Source organism: Desulfobacula toluolica Tol2 (assembly GCF_000307105.1).
GTDB lineage: Bacteria > Desulfobacterota > Desulfobacteria > Desulfobacterales > Desulfobacteraceae > Desulfobacula > Desulfobacula toluolica.
In genome coordinates, this window is record NC_018645.1 from 4,515,844 (window position 1) to 4,539,351 (window position 23,508).

Below are 23,508 nucleotides of genomic sequence, written 5' to 3' on the forward strand. Positions count from 1 at the left end.
ATGAATGAAAATTCTGAACAGATAGTATTGGTAACAGGTGCCAGTAAAGGTATTGGACAGGCTATTGCTGTGGAACTAGGACAAAAAGGAAGAGTTGTCTATGTAAACTTTCAAACAGATAAAAAAGGAGCCCTTGAAACCTGCAAATTAATTGAAAAAAATGGTGGTATAGCCAAAGCCCTGCAATTTGATGTGAGTAATGCAAAAGAATCTGAACAAGCTGTAAACTCAATACTCAAGACCCATGAAAAAGTCGATATCCTTGTTAATAATGCCGGGATCAGAAACGATAAACTCATGGCATTCATGCAGGAGTCTGACTGGAAAAATGTTTTAGATACCAATCTTGCATCTTTTTTTAATGTATCAAAATTAATTGTTAAAAATATGATTACCAAACGTTTTGGAAGGATAGTCAATATTTCATCCACAGCTGGACAAGTTGGTAATGCAGGCCAGGTTAATTATTCTGCTGCCAAAGCCGGTATAATTGGAGCAACAAAAGCTTTGGCAAAAGAAATAGCCAAAAGAAATATTACTGTTAATGCTGTGTCTCCAGGATTTATTGATACTGGAATGCTTGATGGAATGCCCCTTGATGAAATCACAAAAATGATACCGTGTGCAAGACTTGGAACAGTTGAAGAAGTAAGCGCGCTTGTTGGCTTTTTATGTTCAAATCAAGCCTCCTATATAACAGGACAGGTAATTGGAGTAAATGGTGGAGTAGCCTGAATCTTATGAATAAACCATATTTTAAAACAGCAAAAGATGCACCTGAACCTTTAAGAGCCATTGTAAAAACCATTACAAGATTTGAAGAAATCGATTCTATGGGTATTGCCTGGCATGGAAGGTTTGCAAGCTATTTTGAGGATGCCAGGGTATCTTTGGGTGAAAAATATAAAATCAGTTATTTTGATCTTTTTAACAATGGAATTTTAGCTCCATTAAAAAAAATTCATATTGACTTTAAAAAACCTGTTTTCTTTAGAGAAGAGATATCAATCGAATGTATTTTGCATTATACCGAGGCTTCAAAAATTTCAACTGAGTATATAATCAAAAAACAAGATAATACAATAGCTGCAACAGGATATGTTATTCAAATGCTGCTTAACCTAAAATATGAACTCTTTTTAACCCAGCCTGAATATTATAAAAATTTTTGTAAGATGTGGGAAAAAGGGAAAATTAAATGAGAAATGTTGTTATTGCTCAAACCTCTGTTGTTACATCTGTCGGCTCAGATTTGACCTCTACTTTTCAATCTTTTTTAAATAAAAAATCAGGCATTAAGAAAATTGATCGATTTGAAACTAAAAACTATAGAAGTAAATATGCAGCACTCATTAAAGATATAGAGACACCTGAAAATAGAAGCAGTTTCTTAAATCTTACTGATTTGATCATTGACCAACTGAATGACATACCCAAAAATTGCCGTTTGTTAACAGCTACGACACAAGCATGTGTTGATCTGTTTGAAAAAAACGAAAAAAAAAAATGCTCTATAAACAAATACCTGATCCCTTCCAATATCCCTAAATACATAGCTCGAAAATTAAACCTGAAAGACAGCGGAATAAATATAAATTCTGCCTGCGCTTCCCCAACAATTGCTATTATTAAAGGCACGCAAATGATTAAAAACAAAAGAGCAGACTCTGTTCTTATATTTTGTGCTGATATTGTAAGTGAATTTGTTTTTTCAGGTTTTTCCGCGTTAAACGCACTCTCTGCATGCCCTACACAACCTTTTGATATTAACAGAAAAGGGTTGAATCTTGGTGATGGAGGGGCGGCAATCCTTCTTATGAATGAAGAACTTGCAAAAAAAAATCATATTGAGTTTAACACATCCATTGCAGGATATGGCATTGCATCCGACGCCACTCATATTACCGCACCGGCAAAGGACGGACGTGGATTAATCATGGCTGTCAAAAATGCTCTTAAAACGGCTAAAATAAATGCTGATCAAATTGGTGCAGTCAATACTCATGGCACAGGAACTATATATAATGATTCCATGGAAATTAATGCATTAAAAAATATTTTTAAAGACATAAAGATACCGGCAAATTCATTTAAAGGCTCAATTGGACACACTTTGGGTGGTGCAGGCGGAATTGAAGCAGCCGTTGGGACATTAATGCTTAAAGAACATATACTTCCTGGAACCTGTGGTTTTTCAAACCCTGAAAAAGATGCTGAAAATTTAATAAGTTCTGACAATGTATCGTTTTTTAAAAATTATCTTTTAAGTACAAATTCCGGTTTTGCCGGAACAAATGCTGCTTTAGTTTTAAAAAGGATAAATTGTTAATGGATTATTATATATGCGGCATAGGTTTTGTGACTCCTGAATCATTTGGATGTGGCAGGGATTTTAAAACCTTTAATCCAAAACCTGGAAAACTTTCCCCCATAACAAGAAAAGATGTTTTAGAAAAACCTTATAAACCTTTTGGCAGGATGGACTTTTTTTCAAAAATTGGTTTTACAGGTGCATATTTTGCCTATAAAGATGCTCAATTAATTACTGCTGAACCAGTTGAAAACAATAAAACATCCAATACTGCTATAGTTGTATCAACACATTTTAGATGTCTTGATACTGATAATAATTATTTTCAAACAATCAAATCTGAAAATGGCAAGAATGCCAGCCCAGCCCTGTTTGCATATGCACTTCCAAATGCATTTTTAGGCGAAACTTCAATTTATTTAAAAACAACCGGTCAATGTTTTGCTATTAATGAAGACAGTACAAATGGAATTACCGCACTTAAAATGACATTTGACATATTAAATTCCGAGGAATCTGAAATTGTAATATGCGGCGTCTGCGATGTAAACATTCCAAAAATTTTAGAGAAACAGTTAAACAACAGAGATGATTGTTTTGCAGGAAGTCTTTTTTTTACAATCAGCAAAAAAGAACAAAAACATAATTATGGCAAAATAAAAGAAGATGAAAACGGTAATTTTTTTTTTAATGAAAAGAATATAGAAAGTCTCCTTGATCTTGCTCAAGTTTGTATAGAAAACAATAAATTAAGGACAATTTAATATTATGAAAATGCAACTAATCTTTCCTGAATGGAAAAAACTCAGGCATCAGACAGTATTTCATCTTCCTCCCCATGCACCGGTTGTGTTTTCCGCAGCTCTACCAGAATACGTTGATCTTCATTTTTTTGATGAAAATGTACAAACTATTCAATATGACACGACCTATGATATTATTGCAATCTCAGTACTTCTTTCCTGCCAGATTCCAAGAGCATTAGAAATTGCTGATAAATATAGAAAAGAAGGGGTTCCTGTGATTTTTGGAGGCATTGCAGTTATGCTTCATCCCAAAGAAGTCATGGAACATGCTGATTCTGTATTCCTTGGTGAAGTTGAAGATGGAAGGCTTACAAAGCTTCTTGAAGACTTTAAAAATGGTGAGTTAAAAAAAGTTTATGATTATATGCAAGATCACCCTGACACCAATACAATTGGACCTGCCAGGAGAGATATTCTTGATCATGAACTCTATGCCTACAGAGGCATTCAAATGGTTGATCTTGTTCATGCATCCCGTGGTTGCAAATTCAATTGTTTTCCATGTTGCAATAATTTTTTAGGTGGTAGTAAATTCAGGCCACGTCCCATTGATACAGTCATTAAAGAGATAAGTGAAATAAAAAACAACCGTCTTTTTATTGTGGACAACTCCCTTGCTCAGGATAAAGAGTGGGTAATGGATCTTTTTAGAGAAATGATACCCTTAAAAAAGAAATGGGTTTCACATCCTATTGTTTATGATGATGATGTGCTTAAACTTGCTGCTGAAGCTGGATGCTGGTATGTTTATCAAGCAATTGTTGATACATCAGATGTTATCAAAGACAGAATAAAACGCCTCCATGATCATGGAATCGGGGTAGAAGGAACAATTCTTTTAGGTACTGATGAACAAGATGAAGATTATATTAAGCGTTTGATTGATTTTCTCATGGAAACAAATCTTGATATGGCTGAGTTTACAATTCTTACACCTTTCCCGGAAAGTCCTATCAGAAGAAAATTTGAAAAAGAAGGAAGGATTCTGCACAATGACTGGAGCAAGTATTCGTGTGATAATGTAGTTTTCCAGCCAAAGCAAATATCCCCTGAAAGACTTGAGGCAATGTATGATCTTGCCTGGGAAACCTTTTATGCCAATGGAGGTCAGCAAACAAAAATGGGTTCGCTTTTTTATAAAGTTATCCAGAAAGAAATCAAAGATGGTACATATAGACGATATAATCCAAAAACAAAACGGGCTTTCAGGAAACTGATATGATCATGAACCGTAAAAATAAAAAAATTCTGCTTGTTCATCCTTTGGGTTATAAATCTGATAAAGCATCCACTGATATTTCAAGAATCGCTAATATTACACCACCACTTGGCATTGCAAGCATTTGCGCCTATTTGCTTTTACGACAAATTGATTGTGATATAATTGATTGCTATGCCCATCCTGATGCAGACAAGAAAATCAATAAATATCTTGAAACTGAAAAACCTGACTATATTGGTTTTTCCTGTTCAACTTCAACTTTTATGGATGGAATACGTATTGCAAAAATCTCAAAATCAATACTTTCTGACATTAAAATTGTTTTTGGTGGCGCACATGTTTCAGCTTTAAAAGAATCAATTATAAATAATTTTAACATTGTTGATTATGTGGTCGTAGGTGAAGGAGAGCAGACACTTACTGAACTAATAGAAGCTGACAACAAGAACCTTTCCGATATTAAAAACATTGTCTACAAAAATTATGATAATAAAGTTGTTTTTACCGGATACAGAAAAAATTTACTTGATTTAGACTCCCTGCCCTTCCCGGCATATGAAAAACTTGACGGGTATCCCGAAAAATACAAACTCCCGATTTTCAACTACCCCAAAACTCCGAATTCCAGCTGTATTTCAAGCAGAGGCTGTCCTTATTCATGCAGTTATTGTGACAGATCCGTATTCAGAAAAACTTTCAGATTCAACAGTGCTGAATATCTTTACAAACATTTTAAATATTTAAACCATAATTTTGGAATCAAGCATGTAAATTTTTATGATGATCAATTCACATTCCATAAAAAAAGAGTTTTAAAATTTTGTGATCTTATGATTTCAGGCGATCTTAAAATGAGTTTTAACTGTGCTGCAAGAGCAGAACATCTTGATCATGAAATTGTTACGGCAATGAAGGCTGCCGGGTGTTGGATGATTAGCCTGGGTATTGAAACAGGAGATCAAAAACTTCTTGCACAACATAGACAAAATGCAAATATTGAAATGCTTCGAGAAAAAATCACATTAATTAAAAAAGCAAAAATACGTGTAAAAGCCCTTTTGATGATGGGACTTCCAGGGGAAACAGAAGAAAGTATATCAAAAAGTAAAAAATATGTTTATTCTCTGCCAATTGATGACTTTAATCTTGCAAAATTCACTCCTTTTCCCGGCTCTCCAATCTACCAACAAATCAAGGATGGTGGCTCTTTAGGAACTTTTGATGAAAATTGGGAGAAAATGGACTGCATGGAATTTATTTTTATTCCCAATGGAATTAACAAGGAAAAAATGGAAGCACTGTTTATAGATTTTTACAGATCTCATTTTATGAGATATAAAGTCCTTTTTGGATACTTTTCTATGATATGGAAATCACCAGATTCCTGGCGCAGATTTTTCATTGATTTTTTCTCTTTTATGAACTTTATTAAAAATAAAAAAAGAGTTCAGACATAGCTAAAATAATAGATATCTTTGAAGATGGGATTTTAAATACACGAAAGAGTTGACAACCATGAAATTCAAAAAAGTCATTGTTCAATTTGATACAAAAGATTTGATGTTGGCCGAAGAGCTGATCTGTGATATTTTTTTTTCTTTCAGCCTCAAAGGGGTGGTGTGTGATATCCCTCTGGATGAACCTGATGAAGGCTTTGGCACAAACACTTTGCCAAAACCTGAAATCAACTCCATCACAGGATTTCTCCCTCTGATTGATTCGTCCGACATCATACTTGAAAAAATAAAGCAACAAGCGGCAAAACTGTCGAGTCTGGATATAAAAACCAATATTAAAACTCAGATTGTTGATGAAAAAGACTGGGCTGATGCCTGGAAGGACTATTTTGAAGTCACAAAGGTTACAGACAAAATTACCATAAAACCGGAATGGAAAGACCATACAGCACAAGAAAATGAAATTGTTATCCATCTTGACCCTGGTATGGCATTTGGCACGGGAACCCATCCGACAACAGCCATGTGCATAAAGCAAATTGAAACATTTCTTGTGCCGGGTTCAACATTCCTGGATGTTGGAACAGGATCGGGAATTTTAATGGTTGCGGCTGCAAAACTTGGTGCTTCATGCCTTGTTGGCATTGATACTGACGAGGTGGCCATAAATGTGGCCAAAAAGAACCTGGCCAAAAATGATATTGACCCTGAAATCTTTGATCTTCTGTGTACACCTATAGACACAATGCCACAGGATCAAAAACCTGCCCAAACCTTTGGGTTTATTGCCGCCAATATTATTGCCCAGGTCATTGTAGACATCCTGCCACAGATATCTTTGAGAATGACACACAAAACAACAACCGTTCTTTCAGGTATTATCAAAGAGCGGCAAGCCGACGTAATGAAAGCGCTTGAGGCCAGTCATCTTGTTGTCATCCATGAAGACCATATGGATGAATGGGTAACTCTTGCCGTTAAAAAGACCCCCTGATTCCCATATTAATTTGAGGATCAGTTGAATAACATTGGAAATTAATGATATACCCGTATGCATAAATTATTATCTTAACTTTTGAACTTAAACTATAACAAAAGGGTTATTGTAAGGTAAGCACATATGGCATCCCTGCCGGAATTTACTGTGTCAAACAAGGATAATACAACAATTATTTGTCTTATCGGTAAGCTTGATGCAAAAGGCGCATCCAGCATCTGGCAGGATGTCATCCACGCTATGTCTGCCGGTAGTACGGCAAACCTGATCCTTGACCTTGAAAAGTTAACATACCTGGATACGGCAGGGGCCACACTTATTCATCACATGGAAATGCTGGTCAAAAACCTGGGGATAAAAGAAATCAGCATTGTCAATCTTAAACCGGAACATTTGCCTCTTGTTGATCTTGCAAAAACCATAAAACTAAAAAATATCTATTCTCCCTTGAAAAAACTTTCCTTTGTTGAGAATAAAGGGAAAAAACTGTCAGAGCTTTTATCGGAAACAACAGAATTTATAACCTACACCGGAGAAATCACCTGGGCATTGATTCAAAGCCTTATCCATCCCAAAAAAATTCGATGGTCCGACACCTTGCAGGTTGCCGAAAGGGCCGGGGTTGACGCCCTGCCCATCGTTGCCCTGATCAGCTTTATTGTGGGCCTTGTCATGGCCTTTCAGGCAGCCATTCCCATGCGCATGTTCGGGGCGGAACTTTATGTGGCCGATCTTATCGGAATCGCCATGGTAAGAGAGCTTGGCCCCTTGATGACCGCCATTATCCTGGCCGGAAGATCGGGTTCGGCTTTTGCCGCTGAAATCGGGACCATGCGGATCAATGAAGAGATTGATGCATTAACGGTCATGGGAATTAATCCAATACGGTTTTTGATTGTACCAAGGATCATTGCCTCAACCATCATGACCCCTTTGCTGACCATATTTTCAAACCTTGTGGGAATGCTGGGCGGTGCCCTTGTGATCACATCCATGGGATATCCTATTATTTCCTATTACAACCAGATTGTATCCTTTGTGACATGGATTGATTTTGCAGGGGGACTGATTAAATGCTTTGTGTTTGGAATTCTGATTGCCGCAACCGGCTGCATCCGGGGATACCAGACCCAAAGCGGGCCGTCTGCCGTCGGGATTTCAACCACCCGTGCCGTTGTCACCGGCATTATACTGATTGCCGTGTTTGACGGTATTTTTTCAATTATTTATTATACCCTTGGAATATGAAACAGACTCAAACCGCCATAAAAATAAAAAACCTTTTTGCTGGGTATAACAATACCGCAATTATTGAAAATCTCAATTTTGAAGTGCTTAAAGGCGAAGTGTTTGTGATTATCGGCGGGTCAGGATGTGGAAAAAGCACTTTGTTAAAGAATATGATCGGACTTTTACCACCTATTTCAGGCAAAATTATAATCCTGGGAGAAAACCTGTCCGATGCCTCTGGACAAGACAGAAACCGTATCCTTCAGAACATCGGGGTAGCCTTTCAGAGCGGGGCCTTGTTCGGCTCCATGACGGTGATGGAAAATATTACCCTGCCGTTAAAAGAATTTACTCGCCTCCCCGGTTCAGTTATGGAAGATATTGCCTGGTTGAAACTCAAACTGGTCGGCCTTGAAAACTCTGCTTTTCTCATGCCCGGAGAATTGTCCGGCGGCATGAAAAAAAGAGCTGCACTGGCCCGTGCCATGGCTCTTGACCCCTCCATTATTTTCCTGGATGAACCCTCTGCAGGGTTGGACCCGATTACATCGGCAGAGCTGGATCATCTGGTCATGGATCTTGCATCATCCCTGGGAATCACATTTGTGATTGTCACCCATGAACTGGCAAGCATTGAGGCCATATCCGACAGGATCATCATGCTTGAAAAAACGGCAAAAGGCATCATTGCAACCGGCACACCTGAACAACTGAAAAATTATCACACCAACCCTTATGTCCATAATTTTTTTAACCGGACCACTGATTTAAAAAAAACTGTTGATTTTAACCGGACTAATGACAAAGGTGAACAATGACCCAAAAAACAAATTTCTTTAAACTCGGCCTGTTTATAATTATTGCATTCAGCCTAGGTACGGTATTTTTAATCATTTTCGGAGCTGGAAAATTTTTCAAACAAGAGCTGCTCGCAGAAACCTGTTTCAATGAATCGGTCCAAGGCCTGAGCATCGGCTCCGAGGTAAAGTACAAAGGAATTAAAATCGGAACGGTCAAGTCCATTACCAGTGCGGCCCGTGTATACCAGACCAAGTCGGATTATGTGCTGGTGATCATCGCCCTTGAAAACGGCATATCCTTAGGCCAGACAGGTAACTCTTCAACGATCCGAATCAGGAACGCCATCAAGGACGGCCTGGTCATCCGCCTCTCCTTTAAGGGACTTACCGGCGTAGCCTATCTTGAAACCGATTATTCAGTACAAAATCCCGATGATGTGCTTGATATTTCCTGGTCCCCAAACAACATCTATATTCCTTCCCAGCAAAGCAATATCAAACAATTGGGCGATACCCTCAACCTGATTCTTGATAACCTGGCAGACATCAATCTGAAAGGGATTACAACTGACATTGATCTGCTGTTACAGACCTTGAATCAAAAAATAAATACCATTGACATGGAAAAGATCTCCGGTCTTACAGCCTCCCTGCTGACAGAACTCAAAGATACCAACCAGAAGATCAGCAAAATTATCGGATCAGACAAGGTCAAACACCTTCTGGATGATGCACAAGCCTCTTTTTCAGAGCTGAGAACCATTGTTGAGTCTTCAAAAATACCGTTGAACCAGGCGCTAAACGATTTCCAAAAAGCCGCCGGCAGCACAAAGAACATGACCCGGGATCTTGAAACCCGGCTGCCACCAAAAATTGACAGCCTGTCGTCCAACCTTGATCAATTGATGCAAAACCTTGCAGGTACATCCGAACAAGTGGAGAATATCATCTGGCTCAATTCCGATAAGATCAAGCTGATTATTGACAATCTTGAAACCACGTCTGAGAATTTAAAACAGATGAGCCACGATCTGAAACAATATCCCGGCAGGCTGCTTTTTGAAAAGCCGCCCCAAAAAATAAATACGGAGAAAAAAAACTGATGCGGCAAAACTATTCCATCATTTTAACCGGATTACTGGTTTTCCTGACCGTCCTTACCGTCATTTCGGTCTTTTCAGGGTGTGCCGGCATACAGACAAAGCCTGCCGACAAAAATTATTTTGAATTGCAAATCACCGTACCTGCATCAGCCCCCAACAGCTTTTTCATTGGTGATCCCCTTCTTGTCAGAACATTTTGTATCAACCCTGCATTTGATTCCCATTCTTTTGTTTACCTCATTGAAAAAAACGAGTATGTAACCGATTATTACAATGAATTTATCTATTCTCCAACCCGGCTTATCACAGAAAAAATTGCGGAAAATCTTTACAACTCAAACCATTTTAAGCCTGCCCCCACCGACAGCAGACAGGACATCACCTACCTTTTATCCGGTAAAATCACAAGGCTTTACGGAGATTTTCAGGCGACAAATGATCCCAGTGCCATAATTGAAATCAGAATGATTCTGAAAAAAAATACAGGCAAAGCTTTCCAGGTTATTTCCAGCAAGACCTATCTGGCCCAGGAACCCATTTTATCCCGCAACCCGGCTCACCTTGTTTTTGGCTGGAACAAAGGGCTTGCAAAAATCATGGCACAATTTATCAGCGATTTTTCAAAAACAGGTCTTTCAAAATAAATTTTTCCAATCCATGCTACATTAAAGAATACGGATCAACATCCACAATCAGCCGCATCCCTGACTTGGGCTTTGTCTTGGGATTATCCATCATGGATTTTATCAGCTGGTTTAACATTGCTGAAGAAGGGCTTTTCACAAGAATCTGCCATCTGAACCGTGAAGAAATTTTGGGAATACTCGCCTCAATGGGTCCCAAAACCTGAACCAGATCCTTTTGATTTTCCTGAGCTTCAACCATGGCTTTGAGAACCTGTGCAACAGTGGCGGCATAGACTTTTACCTTTGCCGCGCTGTTTCCCGACAGTTTCAACTGAATCATCCGCGAGAAGGGCGGATACATCAAGGCTTTCCGATAGGGCACTTCATTTTGAAAAAATTCAAAAAAATCCTGTTTCCTGGAGGCTTCAATAATAAAATGTTCGGGATTATAGGTCTGCATAATCACTTTTCCCGGCGTATCCCCTCTTCCTGCACGACCGGCCACCTGGGCCAGAAGCTGAAATGTTCGCTCCCCTGCCCTGAAATCCGGAAGACTCAAGGACAAATCGGCACAAATCACGCCCACCAGGGTGATAGAGGGAAAATCATGCCCTTTGGCAAGCATCTGGGTTCCCACAACAATATCGATATTCCGGTTTCGGATACTCTTCAATATTTTTATGGTGGCCCCTTTTTGGGATGTGGAGTCCTGATCCATCCTCGCAAGCCTTGCATCCGGAAACAGGGCCTTTAGCATGGATTCAACTTTTTCAGTTCCAAACCCCAACAGCTTTATTTTTTTAGACCCGCACTCCGGGCATTTGATGTTGACGGACCGGGCATAACCGCAAAGATGGCATTGATATTCATTGTGCCCTTTGTGCATGGTCATGGTAATATCACAATATTTACAGGACAAGGATTTGCCGCAGTCCATGCAGACCGGAAAGGTTGCAAAACCCCGCCGGTTCAGAAAAATCAATGCCTGCTTTCCTTGATCAAGACAGGCCCTGATCGCTTGCGCAAGCGTTGGCGTAATGATCCGGTCACTGCCCCTGGCATCTTTATAATTTTTCAAATCCACAAGGATGATCTCCGGCAGGGGATGACGGTTGATACGGGTTTCAAGTTTTAATTCTTCGAACCGCTTGAGAACCACATTCTGATAGGATTGCACCGAAGGGGTGGCAGACCCTAAAATCACGGGGCAGCCGTTAAGCTTTGCCCGGACAACGGCCAGATCCCTTGCATTATATCTGAGACCTGTCTCCTGCTTGTAAGACCCGTCATGCTCCTCGTCCACGATAATGACCCCGATATTTTCAAACGGTGCAAACACGGCAGACCTGGCCCCGATAACAATCTTTACTTTTTTTAAAACGATTTTTCGCCACTGGTCCAGCAGCTCACCCTTGGACAAGGCAGAATGAATCACGGCAACCTTATCACCAAACCTTGCCCTGAACCGTCTTTCCGTCTGGGAGATCAGGGAAATTTCCGGCACCAGCACAATGGCGTTTCTCCCCTTTTCAATCACATCCCAGACCAGCCGCATGTAAACTTCTGTTTTGCCGGAACCTGTGATACCGGACAAAAGGTAAGGGCTAAATCTTTGGCCTGATTTGTCCTGTACCTGCCTTACCACCCGTTCTTGTTCCGCTGTCAGTTCCGGTGGTCTGTCCGGCTCAACAGGATCACCCAGGGGGTCTCTGAAAACCTGGCGTTGAATGATTTTGACATATCCGGCCTCGGCCAATGGTTTGATCAATGCTGGCGCAGTGGGAATCTTAGCTTTCAACCCGGTCAGGGAAATTTCTTGTTTCTTTTTGACCAGTGCAAGGAGCTTTTCCCGTTTTTTTGACATGCGAAGAGCTGTTTTAGGGCCATCCCCACAAAGGATGAACTTTTCTTTTTTTATGGTGGCCCCGTCTTTTTTCAAAACTGCTGAAACCGTTATCAGATCATTTTTTTCCATCCGGCGGATAAGGGCATTGATGGTGGTGTTTTTACTGTTTTTCACCAATTGTTTCAGGGTACACGATTCTTTTTGCAGAATAGATTCAAGGACCTGGGCTTCCCCCGGCGTTACCTTGGCATTATTCAAGCTATGCCGCCCCTGCCGGGTCACAAACACACAGGAGACATCATGACGATCAAAACCCGAAGGAAGAGCTGTTTTAATAACATCCCCCAGAGGATGGATATAATAATTTGAAATCCACTTGAAAAATGATATTTGTGATTCAGGGAACAGGGGATGATCATCCAATACATCCAGAATCTTCTTTGCTGTAAACCCGTCACAGCTTTCCTGCCCGGAAAGGATATATCCGGTCACACGTCTTCTTCCGAACGGAACCAGGACTCGCATTCCCGGGGAACAAACCGCTTTCAGTTGATCCGGAACCCGGTATGTATAGGACTGCATTACAGGAAGAGTCACGGCAACCGATATGTAAGGTGTCTTAATCATTTGTCCTATTGACCACAAAAACCGAAATATTTCAACATAAGACTGGCTTGAAACAATTACAAATCATGTCAAATCAGACAAAAACCTCTTAAATCGATAAAACCGCCCAGGATACAAACAAATACCGCAAAAATTTACCGACGCTCACAAGAAAAAGGAATACAACAAAATTTATTTTCAGCACGCCTGCTGCCACGGTTAAGGGATCTCCAATAACAGGAACCCATGCAAACAAAAGACTGAAAACCCCGTATTTTTTAAACCGTTTTTCAGCCTGCCCCATTGCCAGGTCTGATAAGCCAAAAATTTTATAAAAAGATATCCGGCTGCCCAAAATTCCCAAACCATAATTTACGACAGATCCCAGCACATTGCCCGAAGTCGCTGCAAAAACCGTTATATAAGGACTCAGATCATGAGTTAACAAATAGCCCAGAACCACTTCGGAACTCATGGGGAGAATGGTTGCGGCAAGAAACGAAGCAAGAAACAGTCCCCAATAGCCGTATTCACTCAAAATTTCCACAGGGTCTATTCAAACAACTTAAAAAGTGCCTGGGTTCCCTTGTTTTCATATCCCATTTTGACTGTTTTTTCATACAGGGACATGGCAAGATCAAGCCCAGGAGTTCTGAGACCCGAACGACTTGAAGATGCTATGGCAATCTTCATGTCCTTTATAAAATGTTTGATATAAAACCCAGGTTCAAGGTCACCGGCAATCATACGGGGACCCAGATTGTTCAAAGACCATGACCCTGCAGCTCCCTGCCCTATACTCTTGAATACGGTTTGAGGGTCAAGGCCTGCTTTTTTTGCATAGGCAAGGGACTCACAAACCGCGACCATTCCGGCGGCAATGGCAATCTGGTTCGCCATCTTTGTATGCTGGCCTGATCCTGCTTTGCCTTGAAATACAATATTTTTACCCATCACTTCAAACAAAGGGATCATTTTATCAAAAATCTTTTTATCCCCACCCGCCATAATGGAAAGTGTAGCGTTCAAAGCCCCCAGGTCACCGCCGGACACCGGTGCATCAAGACATTCAATACTGAACAACTTTGCCTGTTCATAAATCCTGACTGCAAGATCCGGGCTGGATGTGGTCATATCAATCACAACAGTACCTTTTCCTGCATGGTTTAAAATACCGTCCGGCCCCAGGTACACATCTTCAACATCAGCGGGAAATCCTACCATGGTAATAATCACATCACATTTTCTGCTCAAGCGCCCCACTGTATCTTCCCAGACAGCACCTTTTGAAAGGATTATTTCAGCCTTCTGCCGTGTACGGGTATGGACATGCAGCTCATATCCGGCATTTAAAATATGGCCTGCCATGCTTTGCCCCATGACACCCAATCCGATAAATCCGACACTGGTTTGTCCCGGTTCGACACTCATTTTTAATATCTCCCAAAAAAATTAAATTTCCCTATTAATGACAGTTTTTTAAGGGTTAATCAATACGATGTAATTTCCAATAGACAGCCAAAGTTATGATCAACCCCAAAAACAAGTAAAACTATGAATTTTGTAAGAAATTTACCTACACCAGAATCAGAAATCCTCCAATTGATTCATTGACGCCATATTTGATATCCTTTTAACGGCAAAGATAGATTCTTTTTAAACACCAAAAACAGGAGGATCGTAATGAAAAATAAGGGGTTATTAATAATCATTGGAGCAGTTGTAATTGTCCTGATTTTTGCAGGACTCTATATTTCGGGTATATTCAAAAAGGCACCAACGGTTGTTGAAAAAAAAGAAACAAGTAGAATCGTTTTTGGTGGCGGCCCTGCCGGTGGGACATTCCAGGTGGTGGCCAATGCCATCCAGGTGTATAAACCCATGAAAGCTGTTGCAGAATTTAAAGTACAGGCACAATCTTCAGCCGGTTCAGTGGAAAATTTAAGAAAAACAGATTCCGGGGCTCAACAGATGAGCGTTGTGTACTCAGGTCATGTCTACCTGGGTCGAAACGGCATGATGAAAAATGATACAAAAAAATATGAAAATGTCCTTGCTGTTGCATGGCTCTATGGCGCTCCGGCTCAGCTGGTTACACGAAAAGGTTCAGCAATTAAAAGCGTAAAAGATCTGAAAGGCAAAAAAGTCGGGGTCGGCAATGCCGGTTCAGGTGCGTTTGCAAACTGTGAACTGTTTTTTTCCCACATGGGAGTCTGGGATGAAATCGAAAGAAATGCAATGGGGTATAATGATGCGGCTCAGGCATTTGGCAACAACCAGCTGGATGCTTTCTGGCTGTTCACGGCTTTTCCCAGCGGTGCCGTTATCATGGCGGCCCAGACAAATGACATTGAACTTATAAATCTTGATGAAGACGCTAAAGCAAGCGGATTTTATAAAAAATATCCTTACTTTGCAAAACTTTCCATCCCTGCAAATACATACAAGGGTGTAGAGTATGACTCTCCCTCGTTCCAGGATTCCGCTCTCTGGGTGGCAAATCCAAAAGTGTCTGCCGATCATGTTTATAAAATGCTTTCCCTGATCTTTACGGATGAGGGGCTGGCCCACATGAGATCACAGAAAAAGACCTTCAAATATATGGCAGTTGAAACCGGTGCCGATGGTATCGTAACACCTTTCCATCCGGGTGCTGAAAAATTCTGGAAAGAAAAAGGGGTTTTAAAATAAGTTAATCGTTAAAATAAGTTAACAGGGCTATTAATTTAAAAAACAGGAAGGCAAATCATGTACGAAAAGCTAAACAAATTTGAGCAAATCGTGTTTGATGCATGCTCGGTGATCCTGGTGGTTTTTTACTCTTATGCTGCGGTGATCCAGCCCATGGCAACCCAGTATCACAGGGGGGTTTATGTCATTATAACCTATGTTCTTGTCTTCCTGCTGTATAAAGCCAAATCCAGAATCATGAGGTTTGTGGACTATATCCTCATTATTCTTTCCGTTCTGTCCATTGGATACTGGATTTTTATGTTTGAGGTCATTAATTATAGGACAGGCGCTGAAACAACCACGGATATGTTTTTTGCCATTATCGGCGTGTTAATTGGTGTGGAATTGGCCAGACGGGTGGTAGGCGGTGTGTTTGTCTTTTTGGGTGTCATCATGCTGACGTACGGTGTTTATGGATATCTGGCACCGGATCTGGTTTCCCATGCAGGTGCCCCGTTCACTGAATTGTGTGTCAGCATATTTTACAAAAGCGACGGCGTCTTTGGGATAATGGCCAATGTTCTGGCAACCTATGTGATTTTGTTTGTACTCTTTGGTGCATTCCTGGAAAAATGCGGTGCTCAGAAATTTTTTATTGAATGGCCCCTTGCTGCCGTAGGACATAAAATCGGCGGGCCTGCAAAAGTGTCGGTTATTGCATCAGGACTGTTCGGGTCCATCTCGGGATCAGCCATTGCAAACACGGTTTCCACAGGCATGTTCACCATTCCCATGATGAAAAAAGCAGGATTCAAACCTCATATTGCCGGGGGAATAGAACCGGCCGCTTCCATAGGCGGCATGTTCATGCCCCCGATTATGGGGGCGGGAGGATTCATCATGGCGGAACTGACAGGTGTACCTTATTCCACAATAATGCTGGTGGCCATATTTCCGGCCCTGATGTATTTTTTTTCTGTTTTCTGCATGGTCCATTATGAAGCTAAAAAATATAATATTGTGGGTGAAAAATCAGAATTTTCAGCCACACAGATTTTTAAGAAACAATGGTTTTATATCATCCCATTGGTTGTCATCACCATTTTTATGCTATATGGATTTTCTCCCGGATATTCCGCCATTTTGGGTCTTGTATCCTGTATAGCCATAAGTTATGCCAGAAAAGAAACCAGGATCGGTCCCAAAAGATTTGTTGAAGCGGCAAGAGAAGGAACTGAAAACAGCCTTAAGATTGGTGCAACAGTGGGTATTATCGGTATTATCATCGGCGTGTTGACCTTCTCCGGTCTGGTGCTGACCTTTGCCGATATTATGATAGAACTGGCAGGAGGTTCCTTGTTGCTGACCATAATGCTGGTTGCTCTTGCATCCCTTGTGCTGGGAATGGGCGTGCCGGTAACGGCTGCCTATCTCATCACTGCCGTGGTCGCTGTTCCGGCCCTGACTCACTTGGGTGTAAATGAGATAGCTGCCCATATGATTGTTTACTGGCTGTCACAAGACTCCAATATCACCCCACCGGTCTGCATTGCGGCATTTGCAGGTGCCACAATTGCAAAAGCAAACATGTGGAAAACCGCGTTTACCTCATTTAAGTTTGCAAAATTTTTATACCTGGGGCCTATCCTTTTCGGCTATGTCCCTGGGTTCTCGCTTGACGGCAGTTCAACCGACATTATTAAAGCATTTGTTTTGATTTTCTTCGGCACCTGGGCCTATTCATGGTTTCTCAGCGGTATCTGGATCGGCGACATAAAAAAACTTTTCAAAAAAAAACCAGCATAAACACCCTTTTTTTTATTTCGTCCAGGCCAGTCCTTCCAAAAAAACAATCAAATCCCCTTTGAAATCAGGTTATTTCACAGGGGATTTGATTGTTCAAGCATTATCCTTCTAAAAAAATAGTTGCAATGTCAACGATTTTATACAATATTAGCCAAAAAGGTTTAGAATTAAATACAAAATAATATTTACACATTAATCTGTGTAATATTTTTAATATGGGAAATAAAATAGATCTAAATGGAAATATTCAACAAACTTATTGATTCATCAATTGCATATTTAGTGGGCCGCACATCCCGCTCAATCATAAAAAGACTGACTAAAAAATTTTCTCAAAGCGGTTTTGATGTAAGCTATGAGCAATGGAGCATCCTTGTTCATCTGTACAGGAAAGACGGACAGACCCAGCAGGAGCTTTCCAATATCGCAGTAAAAGACAAGGCCGCTATTACACGTCTTTTGAATGTCCTGGAAAAGAAAAATATTGTGTTAAGGGTTCCTGATAGAAATGACAAACGAAGCAAATTGGTCTATCTTACCAATAAAGCCAAAGAATTTAAAACCGAGTTGATTGCCATTGTCGAAGAATTATTGGAAGAGGCGGAACAGGGCATTTCTTCAGAAGAAATCAACCAGTGCAAAACCACTTTAAATAAAATATTTTTAAATTTTGAACAGCTCGATCAATAATTTATTTGATTGCCCTACATGGTTGTTGCCGGAAAAATATCCGGCAATGCCCCTTGTTATCCTCTTGATTTATATGAAAGAATTTTTAAACTGCTGAAATTAAATATCTTTCATTATTAGTTGTGGCAGAGTGATCTGCCATGGCCGTTATTGCGTCTTTATACTAAAGCTGCCAGCTCACCTACCATAACTTTCATCTGCTGTGCGTGACCGCTTATTTCCGAAGAGGTATTGGCCGACTCTTTAGCACTGTCGGCATTCCGCCGTGTCACCTTGTCCATTTCCAATACAGCTTTGTTCACCTGTTCTATTCCGGACGCCTGTTCATTGGAGGCTGTGCTGATTTCATTGAGCAGAGCCGCCACATCAGAGATGCTTTCAGTCAGATGGATGAACACTTCACTTGCCTGAGAGACCATTGCAGAACCTTCACCAATAGTATTCACCGTTCCTTCAATCATCTGGGAAGTGCTTTTAGCAGCTTGAGCTGCCCGCATGGACAGGCTGCGAACTTCATCGGCCACCACCGCAAATCCGGCACCTGCCTCACCTGCCCTGGCAGCCTCAACTGCAGCATTTAATGCCAGCAGATTTGTTTGAAATGAAATTTCATCAATGGTTTTAATAACATTGGATATTTTCTCACTGGCCGTGGAAATTTCATTCATGGAAGTGTTTAAGTTGGTAATGGCCTGATTGGCCTGTTTTATCACCTGGTTGCCTTCCTGCATGAGAAGATTGGCCTTTTGTGCATTGTCGGCGTTTTGTTTGGTCATCACAGACATTTCTTCGATGGATGCAGAGGTTTCCTCTATAGCGGAAGCCTGGCCGGATGATCCCTCTGCAAGGGATTTGCTGTCAGATGAAATTTGAATTGCTCCGGATGCCAGCCGGGAAGCGCTGTCGGACAATCCGTCAACAACCTTCAGTATAGGCCTCACAATTCCTTTGGAAATTTGAAGGGAGCCAAGAATGAATAATGAGATGCCAACAAGGGCAACTCCAATGATCCAGGTTTGAACTTTTCGTTTGGCTGCAAGGCCGGAATCAATCAATGTCTGTATTGTGCTGCTCACATTTTCTTTGGGCACACCCACTAAAACGGAACCTAATTTTTCTCCGTCAAAGGATGTCAGCACTGAACATTTGGTGAGATATTTTTTGTCTGCAAGCAGGACTTCACGATAAATTCCATCTGGATTACTTAGAATATCCTTTTGTATATCCGGGTCCAAGGCCAGTCGGGACGCTTCATTGGGTGCGGCTTGCTTTGACGGATCAAACCCTGCAAACACCAGGGGAATACCTTCAAAATAAATCGCACTTGCAGAATCAATAGTTTTAAATAATTTTTTTAATGGATTATCAGAAAAATCATTTAACAGTTTTCCATTAATACAAACCCCGACAGGGCCTCCGAAATCATCCAGAATAATATCTGCCGACAGGATGCCTATGGTTCCTTTTCCTGAAACATCTTTATGGCTTAAATTAAGCGCTTTAAGAAAATCAGCCGTGACTTTTGCCATGAGTCCGTTTTTTAAAACAGCATCCTTATCCTTACTGTTGATAAGCTCCTTTATAAGAGGGCCGTATTTTGACTCCTTATAATAATTATTCAACCAGCCTTGATCCGCGTCTGCTGGAAAAGTAGCGATACAGCCGCCCTTTATATCAAGCACAACGGAATAGTCAATTGCCTTTTGCTTGCCTATTTCAGCCAGTTGAAAACTCAGCGGTGTCGCCAGAACCATTTCGACAAGACTCCGAACAGAAGAATTATTCGAAATTTCTTTGGTCGTCGTTCGAACATTTTCTTTAACATCATTAATAAAAAGATCCAGAACTCTGCCATAGCTGGCGATAGTTGCATTATTTTGATTGACAAGCCCATTGCTTATTGCTACGGCTTGCTTTGTAATACTGTTGTCTAACTGCCAGGATACAATTATGCCGATGGCAGCAACAATTAAAATCATTACAATACTGTACTTTACAAGCATTTGAACCTTAATGGTTTTCATAATCACACCCGATTTTACAATAATTAATAATGGAGAACCTTCAAGAGCCTCTCCGTTTAAGATATATTATCGTCATACGATTTTTTTTAAAAGTTATGCCTCCGATGCTGATGATGAGGTTAAAAATTCCGATAATTTTTTAATATTTTCATATAACAACATAATAATTTTTTTCCTCTTTTCTAGTTTATTAAATTCACACAATAATTAAAAAAAAGAAAACTTGTCAAGTGAATTTAAAAAAATCGGGCAGATGCATGTGGCGATGAAATCAAAACAATCTTATTAAACCAATACGTTATAATTCAACCAGCTTGTTTTGAATGGCATACCTGGATAACTCGGCATTATTTCTTAAATTAAGTTTTTTTAAGATTCTTGACCGGTAGGTGTCAACGGTTTTTACGCTGATATTATATGATGTTGCAATTTCCCTGTTTGTCGAGCCCATGGCAAGTTTGCGCAATACTTGAAGCTCGCGCATGGACAACGATTCCGTGAGTGTTTGGCTTTTATTTCCACGGATAACCCTGAGGGCCAGAGCTTCACTGGCTTTTTCCGTCAGATACCGCCGGCCTTCATGAATTTTTTTTACGGCAGCCACAAGCTGTTCAGGAGCGGACTGTTTGGTGACATATCCCATTGCGCCAGCTTCTATGGCTCTTATAACGTATTGCTCTTCATCATGCATTGTTAAAATAAGAACAGGAACATCCGGGCAGTAACTGTTCAATCGGGTCGTCACCTCAAGCCCATCCATTCCCGGCATGGAAATATCAATCACCGCCACATCGGGCTTTTTATTCATGGCTTCGTCCAAAGCGGCCTGACCGTCTGCTGCCTCGGCTATCACTTCAATCTCATTGCTGTCTTCCAGAACTTTCCTTAACCCTTCCCTGACAATACTGTGGTCGTCGGCAAGCAGCACTTTAATCATGAATTATCCTTTAATTTTTACTTTACAGCAAACGGTTGTCCCTTCCGACAATCGGGAAGATATGTCAAGTTTTCCTTCGACAAGATCGGCCCTTTCTTTCATTCCCTCCAGACCGAATCCGGCAAATTCTTTATCATTAAACAGATCAAAACCACATCCGTTATCCTGTATGGTCAAAACAATACCGGCTTCATCTGTTTTCAATTCAACCGTAATGGTTGTGGCATTGGAATGCCGAAGTGCGTTGGTTACAGCTTCCTGACCGATCCTGTAAAGTGCCGTGGCAAGGGTGTCGTCAATTTTCGGAATTTGGCCGGCCTTGAACACACAGGAGATATTGGACCGCTTTTCAAAATCCGAGAGCAATGATTCCAGCGCATCCACAAGCCCAAGGTCATCCAGCACCCTTGGCCTTAAGCGATAGGCCATGGCCCTTACATCCGTAATGGTATCATCAATCAGGGAACACATTTTTCCAGCCCTTTTCCCGGCGGCTTCATCAATGCCAGTTAAATATTTTTCCACCCATACCGCATCAAAGCGCAGGGCGGTAAGCACCTGCCCCAAATGATCGTGAAGTTCCCCTGCTACAACTGCTTTTTCCCTTTCCTGGGAATCAATAATGTTCTTTGACAGATTTTTCAAATTATCCCGGGTTTTTTCAAGCTGAGCAGTCCTCTTTTTTACCTGTTGTTCCAAGTCATGAGAATATTGCGATAATTTTTCTTTTGCGATCTGAAGATCTTTTTGCGTGCGGTTTTTTTCCGTCACATCCACGCTAACAGCAAGGGATCTGACAATATCGCCGTTTTCATCCTTGACTCCGTAGCATGACAACATGATATCCAAAGTTTCCCCATTTTTTTTAATATATGTATAGGGGATATTTTTACAGAATCCAGTACTGAAAAATCGGGGAAAAACAACATTCACGGCATAGTTTTTGGACTCAGGCGTAAAAAAGCTGATGAGCTGCCTGCCAATAACATCCTCGCGTTGATACCCCATTACCTCCACCCAGTGATCGGAAACCCGTATAATCCTTCCCCGGATATCAATTGAATGAAGCATGACCGGGGTTTTATGGTAGATGTGTCTGTATCGCTCTTCACTGAGCCGAAGTTCTTTTTCCGCTTTTTTCCGTTTTGTTATTTCCAGGCTTCCCAGCCGGTAAAGAATCAGGGCTAAAAAACCGGTCAGGATCAACACGCAAATGATAACCGGTCCTGTAACCCTGACAAAGGGTTGGACTGCCTGCCGTTCAATTTCTTTGTAATTTCTTAAACTAATAATTTTCCAACCCGGATAATTTGTAACATCAAGGCTTGTAAACAGGTATCGGGCATTGTGTTTATCAATTACATACCCTTCTTTTATATGACTATTTTTGTCTCTTGAAAAACCGGACCAGGACCAGGGGCCGTTTCCAAATTGTCTTGAGTTCTCAATTGAGCTTATATCCTCTTCATTCAACTGCCATAGAAGCTTAAACCTCAATTCTTTTTTGTTTGAGATGAATATAACCCCATTTTGATCGACAAAAAGAAGAGAGTCCTCTGAGTTTGAAAACAATTTTGTTTCAACAAATTCAACCGATGTTTTGATAACAACTACCCCAAGGATGTCACTATTTTTTTCATCATAAACCGGGTGGGCGTAATAAACTCCTCTTTTGTCAGAAGTTGTTCCAAGGGCAAGATAGGTTGATGCAATGCCGTTAACGGCTTTTTTATAATAAGGCCTGAAGGAAAAATCATGTCCCACAAAACTGTCGTGGGCATTGCGATTGCTGGAACATAAGGTAATACCGTTTTTATCCATGAGGTAGCTGACATCAAGATCAAGGGAGTGTGTGAAATGATCAAGGATCTTGTTGGCCCTGTAAATCGTTTCCAGGTTGGTGTCGGTAAGTGCTGTTTGTAATTCTCTGATACCCGAAATGGCCCTGACCGGTTTAATATGCTCTGAAAGATAAGAAGACAGTTGACCTGTAAGAAGTTTCAGCCTGGAATAGGCATTGGTTTCCGTCTTTTGAAAGGCAGCCTTTCGAAAGGAGTAATAGTATAAGAATCCGCCGGTTGAAGCGGATAAAAACACAAACAGCGCCAATATCAATATGATGATTCGAAGTCGCATGAAAATAAGTATATCCGCATAGTTAAACTTTTTCAATGAATTTGCACAAAGTGACAATACCCAGACTCTTTTAACGTCTTTATCCGCAACATAAAACCCTGAAGAGTATGCCGGCAGTTACCAAAGCCATAACCTCAAAACAATCAAAAAAACTTAACCCATCTTTTCGACCTAATGTTAAAATCGCCTATAATTACAGCTTGTTATATTTTTAATTTGTTCGTTATGGCACTACTTT

20 protein-coding genes are annotated in these 23,508 nt (G+C 40.7%); 14 read left to right on the forward strand and 6 right to left on the reverse strand.

All coding sequences use genetic code 11. The annotated features are described in order from the left end of the window. The 11 genes from fabG (at nt 1) to TOL2_RS20550 (ending at nt 10,570) form a co-directional block, all read left to right on the forward strand. The gene (gene fabG / locus TOL2_RS20500; protein WP_014959191.1) at nt 1-735 is read left to right on the forward strand and encodes a 3-oxoacyl-ACP reductase FabG; all 735 of its coding nucleotides are present in this window, start codon (nt 1-3) and stop codon (nt 733-735) included. Continuing rightward, nucleotides 672-1,202 carry an acyl-CoA thioesterase gene (locus tag TOL2_RS20505; RefSeq protein ID WP_139169039.1) on the forward strand — a complete coding sequence of 177 codons (531 nt, stop codon included), beginning with the start codon at nt 672-674 and terminating at the stop codon, nt 1,200-1,202. The genes fabG and TOL2_RS20505 overlap by 64 nt, the downstream gene beginning before the upstream one ends. Then, complete coding sequence (locus tag TOL2_RS20510; protein WP_014959193.1) at nt 1,199-2,329, forward strand: beta-ketoacyl-[acyl-carrier-protein] synthase family protein; 1,131 nt, start codon at nt 1,199-1,201, stop codon at nt 2,327-2,329. Before TOL2_RS20505 ends, TOL2_RS20510 begins: the two co-directional genes overlap by 4 nt. Continuing rightward, complete coding sequence (locus TOL2_RS20515) at nt 2,329-3,075, forward strand: beta-ketoacyl synthase N-terminal-like domain-containing protein (protein WP_014959194.1); 747 nt, start codon at nt 2,329-2,331, stop codon at nt 3,073-3,075. Before TOL2_RS20510 ends, TOL2_RS20515 begins: the two co-directional genes overlap by 1 nt. A gap of 4 nt (nt 3,076-3,079) precedes the next feature. Next, complete coding sequence (locus TOL2_RS20520; protein WP_014959195.1) at nt 3,080-4,339, forward strand: B12-binding domain-containing radical SAM protein; 1,260 nt, start codon at nt 3,080-3,082, stop codon at nt 4,337-4,339. Between the two features lie 2 nt (nt 4,340-4,341). After that, on the forward strand, nt 4,342-5,796 hold the full coding sequence (locus TOL2_RS20525) for a B12-binding domain-containing radical SAM protein (RefSeq protein ID WP_041280181.1): 1,455 nt from the start codon (nt 4,342-4,344) through the stop codon (nt 5,794-5,796). A 58-nt stretch (nt 5,797-5,854) separates the two neighbouring features. Further along, nucleotides 5,855-6,790, forward strand: coding sequence for a 50S ribosomal protein L11 methyltransferase (gene prmA / locus TOL2_RS20530; protein ID WP_014959197.1), 936 nt, complete (start codon nt 5,855-5,857; stop codon nt 6,788-6,790). Nucleotides 6,791-6,916: 126 nt separating this feature from the next. Beyond that, on the forward strand, nt 6,917-8,041 hold the full coding sequence (locus TOL2_RS20535; protein ID WP_014959198.1) for an MlaE family lipid ABC transporter permease subunit: 1,125 nt from the start codon (nt 6,917-6,919) through the stop codon (nt 8,039-8,041). Next, complete coding sequence (locus TOL2_RS20540; RefSeq protein ID WP_014959199.1) at nt 8,038-8,841, forward strand: ABC transporter ATP-binding protein; 804 nt, start codon at nt 8,038-8,040, stop codon at nt 8,839-8,841. Before TOL2_RS20535 ends, TOL2_RS20540 begins: the two co-directional genes overlap by 4 nt. Beyond that, on the forward strand, nt 8,838-9,926 hold the full coding sequence (locus tag TOL2_RS20545) for an MlaD family protein (protein WP_014959200.1): 1,089 nt from the start codon (nt 8,838-8,840) through the stop codon (nt 9,924-9,926). The genes TOL2_RS20540 and TOL2_RS20545 overlap by 4 nt, the downstream gene beginning before the upstream one ends. Next, nucleotides 9,926-10,570, forward strand: a complete 645-nt coding sequence (locus tag TOL2_RS20550; protein ID WP_014959201.1) for an ABC-type transport auxiliary lipoprotein family protein — start codon at nt 9,926-9,928, stop codon at nt 10,568-10,570. Before TOL2_RS20545 ends, TOL2_RS20550 begins: the two co-directional genes overlap by 1 nt. Before the next feature lie 16 nt (nt 10,571-10,586). Here the strand turns inward: TOL2_RS20550 and priA are convergent, their stop codons facing one another. The 3 genes from priA to TOL2_RS20565 form a co-directional block, all read right to left on the reverse strand. Further along, complete coding sequence (priA, locus tag TOL2_RS20555; RefSeq protein ID WP_014959202.1) at nt 10,587-13,025, reverse strand: primosomal protein N'; 2,439 nt, start codon at nt 13,023-13,025, stop codon at nt 10,587-10,589. Nucleotides 13,026-13,113: 88 nt separating this feature from the next. Further along, nucleotides 13,114-13,551 carry a YqaA family protein gene (locus TOL2_RS20560; protein WP_014959203.1) on the reverse strand — a complete coding sequence of 146 codons (438 nt, stop codon included), beginning with the start codon at nt 13,549-13,551 and terminating at the stop codon, nt 13,114-13,116. Between the two features lie 5 nt (nt 13,552-13,556). After that, entirely contained in the window at nt 13,557-14,435 is an 879-nt protein-coding gene (locus tag TOL2_RS20565; protein WP_014959204.1) for an NAD(P)-dependent oxidoreductase, read from the reverse strand. 252 nt (nt 14,436-14,687) lie between these two features. On the opposite strand from TOL2_RS20565, the gene TOL2_RS20570 reads away from it, so the two are divergent. From TOL2_RS20570 to TOL2_RS20580, 3 genes are all read left to right on the forward strand, one after another. Further along, nucleotides 14,688-15,695 (forward strand): TAXI family TRAP transporter solute-binding subunit, encoded by a 1,008-nt coding sequence (locus tag TOL2_RS20570; protein WP_014959205.1) that lies wholly within the window; start codon nt 14,688-14,690, stop codon nt 15,693-15,695. Nucleotides 15,696-15,752: 57 nt separating this feature from the next. Further along, a complete protein-coding gene (locus TOL2_RS20575; RefSeq protein ID WP_014959206.1) occupies nt 15,753-17,483 on the forward strand; it encodes a TRAP transporter permease in 1,731 nt (576 codons plus the stop codon). Nucleotides 17,484-17,720: 237 nt separating this feature from the next. Beyond that, entirely contained in the window at nt 17,721-18,173 is a 453-nt protein-coding gene (locus TOL2_RS20580) for a MarR family winged helix-turn-helix transcriptional regulator (protein ID WP_014959207.1), read from the forward strand. Between the two features lie 158 nt (nt 18,174-18,331). Here TOL2_RS20580 and TOL2_RS20585 read toward each other — a convergent pair whose 3' ends face one another. The 3 genes from TOL2_RS20585 to TOL2_RS20595 all read right to left on the reverse strand — a co-directional run bounded on the left by TOL2_RS20585 (nt 18,332) and on the right by TOL2_RS20595 (nt 23,270). After that, nucleotides 18,332-20,197, reverse strand: a complete 1,866-nt coding sequence (locus TOL2_RS20585; protein ID WP_014959208.1) for a methyl-accepting chemotaxis protein — start codon at nt 20,195-20,197, stop codon at nt 18,332-18,334. A gap of 298 nt (nt 20,198-20,495) precedes the next feature. Then, nucleotides 20,496-21,134: a response regulator gene (locus TOL2_RS20590; RefSeq protein WP_014959209.1), complete on the reverse strand. Its 639-nt coding sequence runs from the start codon at nt 21,132-21,134 to the stop codon at nt 20,496-20,498. 3 nt (nt 21,135-21,137) lie between these two features. Beyond that, on the reverse strand, nt 21,138-23,270 hold the full coding sequence (locus TOL2_RS20595; protein ID WP_014959210.1) for a PAS domain S-box protein: 2,133 nt from the start codon (nt 23,268-23,270) through the stop codon (nt 21,138-21,140). Nucleotides 23,271-23,508: the final 238 nt, after the last annotated feature.

Coding starts and splice junctions, on each gene's coding strand:
- TOL2_RS20545 (WP_014959200.1), top strand. CDS start 8,838: ATGACCCAAAAAACAAATTTCTTTAAACTCGGCCTGTTTATAATTATT.
- TOL2_RS20535 (WP_014959198.1), top strand. CDS start 6,917: ATGGCATCCCTGCCGGAATTTACTGTGTCAAACAAGGATAATACAACA.
- TOL2_RS20575 (WP_014959206.1), top strand. CDS start 15,753: ATGTACGAAAAGCTAAACAAATTTGAGCAAATCGTGTTTGATGCATGC.
- TOL2_RS20515 (WP_014959194.1), top strand. CDS start 2,329: ATGGATTATTATATATGCGGCATAGGTTTTGTGACTCCTGAATCATTT.
- TOL2_RS20565 (WP_014959204.1), bottom strand. CDS start 14,435: ATGAGTGTCGAACCGGGACAAACCAGTGTCGGATTTATCGGATTGGGT.
- TOL2_RS20590 (WP_014959209.1), bottom strand. CDS start 21,134: ATGATTAAAGTGCTGCTTGCCGACGACCACAGTATTGTCAGGGAAGGG.
- TOL2_RS20570 (WP_014959205.1), top strand. CDS start 14,688: ATGAAAAATAAGGGGTTATTAATAATCATTGGAGCAGTTGTAATTGTC.
- TOL2_RS20550 (WP_014959201.1), top strand. CDS start 9,926: ATGCGGCAAAACTATTCCATCATTTTAACCGGATTACTGGTTTTCCTG.
- TOL2_RS20520 (WP_014959195.1), top strand. CDS start 3,080: ATGAAAATGCAACTAATCTTTCCTGAATGGAAAAAACTCAGGCATCAG.
- TOL2_RS20585 (WP_014959208.1), bottom strand. CDS start 20,197: ATGAAAACCATTAAGGTTCAAATGCTTGTAAAGTACAGTATTGTAATG.
- TOL2_RS20595 (WP_014959210.1), bottom strand. CDS start 23,270: ATGCGACTTCGAATCATCATATTGATATTGGCGCTGTTTGTGTTTTTA.
- TOL2_RS20505 (WP_139169039.1), top strand. CDS start 672: ATGTTCAAATCAAGCCTCCTATATAACAGGACAGGTAATTGGAGTAAA.
- TOL2_RS20510 (WP_014959193.1), top strand. CDS start 1,199: ATGAGAAATGTTGTTATTGCTCAAACCTCTGTTGTTACATCTGTCGGC.
- prmA (WP_014959197.1), top strand. CDS start 5,855: ATGAAATTCAAAAAAGTCATTGTTCAATTTGATACAAAAGATTTGATG.
- priA (WP_014959202.1), bottom strand. CDS start 13,025: ATGATTAAGACACCTTACATATCGGTTGCCGTGACTCTTCCTGTAATG.
- TOL2_RS20525 (WP_041280181.1), top strand. CDS start 4,342: ATGAACCGTAAAAATAAAAAAATTCTGCTTGTTCATCCTTTGGGTTAT.
- TOL2_RS20580 (WP_014959207.1), top strand. CDS start 17,721: ATGGAAATATTCAACAAACTTATTGATTCATCAATTGCATATTTAGTG.
- TOL2_RS20540 (WP_014959199.1), top strand. CDS start 8,038: ATGAAACAGACTCAAACCGCCATAAAAATAAAAAACCTTTTTGCTGGG.
- fabG (WP_014959191.1), top strand. CDS start 1: ATGAATGAAAATTCTGAACAGATAGTATTGGTAACAGGTGCCAGTAAA.